The sequence below is a fragment of the Microcystis sp. M179S2 genome (assembly GCF_020245805.1).
GTDB classification, from domain to species: domain Bacteria; phylum Cyanobacteriota; class Cyanobacteriia; order Cyanobacteriales; family Microcystaceae; genus Microcystis; species Microcystis aeruginosa.
In genome coordinates, this window is record NZ_JADBUE010000042.1 from 1 (window position 1) to 2,857 (window position 2,857).

The 2,857-nt window shown below is 45.2% G+C and carries 2 protein-coding genes and 1 pseudogene; all 3 read right to left on the reverse strand.

Annotation, left to right across the window (positions count from 1 at the left end; genetic code table 11):
* Window positions 1–60: 60 nt before the first annotated feature.
* Window positions 61–522: a hypothetical protein gene (locus tag IM500_RS02390; protein WP_287737560.1), complete on the reverse strand. Its 462-nt coding sequence runs from the start codon at window positions 520–522 to the stop codon at window positions 61–63.
* Window positions 523–636: 114 nt separating this feature from the next.
* On the reverse strand, window positions 637–2,601 hold the full coding sequence (locus IM500_RS02395; RefSeq protein ID WP_287737561.1) for a tetratricopeptide repeat protein: 1,965 nt from the start codon (window positions 2,599–2,601) through the stop codon (window positions 637–639).
* Between the two features lie 62 nt (window positions 2,602–2,663).
* Window positions 2,664–2,857: pseudogene (locus IM500_RS02400) on the reverse strand (Rpn family recombination-promoting nuclease/putative transposase); the annotation flags it as partial.

The following is a 2,857-nucleotide window of genomic DNA, read 5'->3' on the forward strand; positions in this document are numbered from 1 at the left end:
AACTATTTGGTTGGGACTGCGAAGGCTACATGATATCAGCCAGACTTGGAAACTATCTCATCAAATTAGTCCACCCATAGAACCCCCTTGAGCCATCTGGCACACTTTTCTCTTTTTGTCAAATTTTATGTTAAGAAAGATGTGACTAATGGATAGGTGATCAAGGGGGGATCGGGCTAATTTTTGGGCAGTTTTTACCCAATCTTGGCTAGGAATAACATCATTAATAAATAGGGACTCGAAATCTAAACTATCGGGAAAAATGACGCTTAAACTTTTGGCGCATTCTTGGTTAGCATAGGCTGCGTCTAATTCTTCGATCGCTTTTTTATAAGCTTTTTCTAGGGGGGGAAAATCCTTGACAAGTTGCCGCAATTGTGTTGCTGCCTGGGGTTGTTCTTCCCTTAATAATCGTTCAATTTCTTTGAGCGATCGCTGTAGATATTCTGGCAAGGGTTCAGTCTGCTGTGCGAGGGCGATTAGCAGCGCTTCAAGATCGATAATTGTTTTGGGAATTTCCATAAGTTAGTCCTGTCCAGTCAGGGTATAGGCCGCCCAATGGTAAGGATCACTATATTCTGTTAGTTGATCTAGCCCTATTGTACCCAGAGAACAAATCGCCCACCCTCGGTCAGACTAAGCTTGATGGTCATCGGATTTAATGGCTACCGCTTGGTAGTAAGAGGCGATCGCTTCTCCAAATCTGCCTAAATTATATAACGCAATCCCTCGGTTGTTCCAAGCTTCATGGTCATCGGGTTTAATTTCTAAAGCTCGATCGTAGGATGCGATCGCTTCTCCAAATCTGCCTAAATTATATAACGCAATCCCTCGCTCGTACCAAGCTTCATGGAAATCGGGTTTAAATTCTAAAGCTCGATCGTAGGATGCGATCGCTTCTTCTAATCTGCCTAAATTACCTAACGCAATCCCTCGGTTGTACCAAGCTAGATAGAAATCGGGTTTAATTTCTAAAGCTCGATCGTAGGATGCGATCGCTTCTGCCCATCTGCCTAAATTAACTAAAGCAGTCCCTCGGTTGTTCCAAGCTTCATGGTAATCGGGTTTAATTTCTAAAGCTCGATCATAGGATGCGATCGCTTGTTCAAATCTGCCTAAATTACCTAACGCAACCCCTCGGTTGTTCCAAGCTTCATGGTAATCGGGTTTAATTTCTAAAGCTCGATCATAGGATGCGATCGCTTGTTCAAATCTGCCTAAATTACCTAACACAAGCCCTCGGTTGTACCAAGGTTCATGGTAATCGGGTTTAATTTCTAAAGCTCGATCCCAGGATGCGATCGCTTCTTCTAATCTGCCTAAATTACCTAACGCAATCCCTCGGTTGTTCCAAGCTTCATGGTAATCGGGTTTAATTTCTAAAGCGCAATCCCAGGATGCGATCGCTTCTTCTAATCTGCCTAAATTACCTAACGCAACCCCTCGGTTAGTCCAAGCTTCATGCTTATCGGGTTTAACTTCTAAAGCTTGATCGTAGGATGCGATCGCTTGTTCAAATCTGCCTAAATTACCTAACGCAACCCCTCGGTTGTTCCAAGCTTCATGGTCATCGGGTTTAATTTCTAAAGCTCGATCGTAGGATGCGATCGCGTCTTCAAATCTGCCTAAATTAGCTAACGCAATCCCTCGGTTGTACCAAGCATCAGGGTAATCGGGTTTAATTTCTAAAGCTCGATCGTAGGATGCGATCGCTTCTTCTAATCTGCCTAGATTACCTAACGCAACCCCTCGGTTGTACCAAGCTAGATGGAAATCGGGTTTAATTTCTAAAGCTCGATCCCAGGATGCGATCGCTTCTGCCAATCTGCCTAAATTCCTTAACGCATTCCCTCGGTTGTACCAAGCTTGATGGAAATCGGGTTGAATTTCTAAAGCTTTGTCGTAAGATGCGATCGCTTCTGCAAATCTGCCTAAATTACCTAACGCAACCCCTCGGCCGTACCAAGCTTGATGGTCATCGGGTTTAATTTCTAAAGCTTGATCGTAGGATGCGATCGCGCCGATAAAATCCCCATTCATGTATTTCTGGGTTCCTTGCTCAAACCAGAATTCGGCATCCTGAACAATCGGGGTATTATTAGCAGTGGATAGTCCCTGAGTTGTCGAAGTTTTCCCTTGATTCAAAAGTTGATAGAATTTTTGGACTTCCGTTAAATCCGTCTCCTTTGGGCCTAGATTTTCCCCCTCCACACCGGAAACATCCCTCACCGCGTTGCGTAACTGGAGGCTAATCCGTTGGGACACTTCCCCCAGATTTCCCGTCATCACCTTGCCTAAAGCCGCCAGATTCCGCCCTAAAGTTTGATAATCTTCCGGATACTGTAGCCATTCCTCGCTTTTGACCCCTAGCCACCGCGCCAGCTTTTTATCGTCACAATGGCGACTGTATAGCCATTCCCGTAACCCGTCGGTAGTGGTTCCCGCCGCCACCTGCTCGAATAACCCCATCAATATCCCTTCATATTCCCCATCGCTGGGTTCTGGAGGAGTATTTTTGACTTCTTTGGGGTTAATTGCCCTCGGACTGCCAATAAAGAGCGATTTTAGCCAATTCCAGAGCTTTTTTAGTAAGGATAGCATCGAAGAAAAGCATAAAGGAAGATAAGGAAATTATATCTCTACTGCCGAAATCTGAAAATACCCTAGCGATCGCTATCTTCCAGCGAACGCTTCGCGCACGCTTCGCGTGACCGAGCCACTTCTAAGACCTGTTCGAGAGATAATCCCAGAGAAGCGGCGATTTCTTGGGGATTAACCCCCGCTCGCAATAATAAGGGAACAGAAGCCAATTTTCCGATGATTTCCCCTTCTTGGCGACCTTCTTGGCGACCTTCTT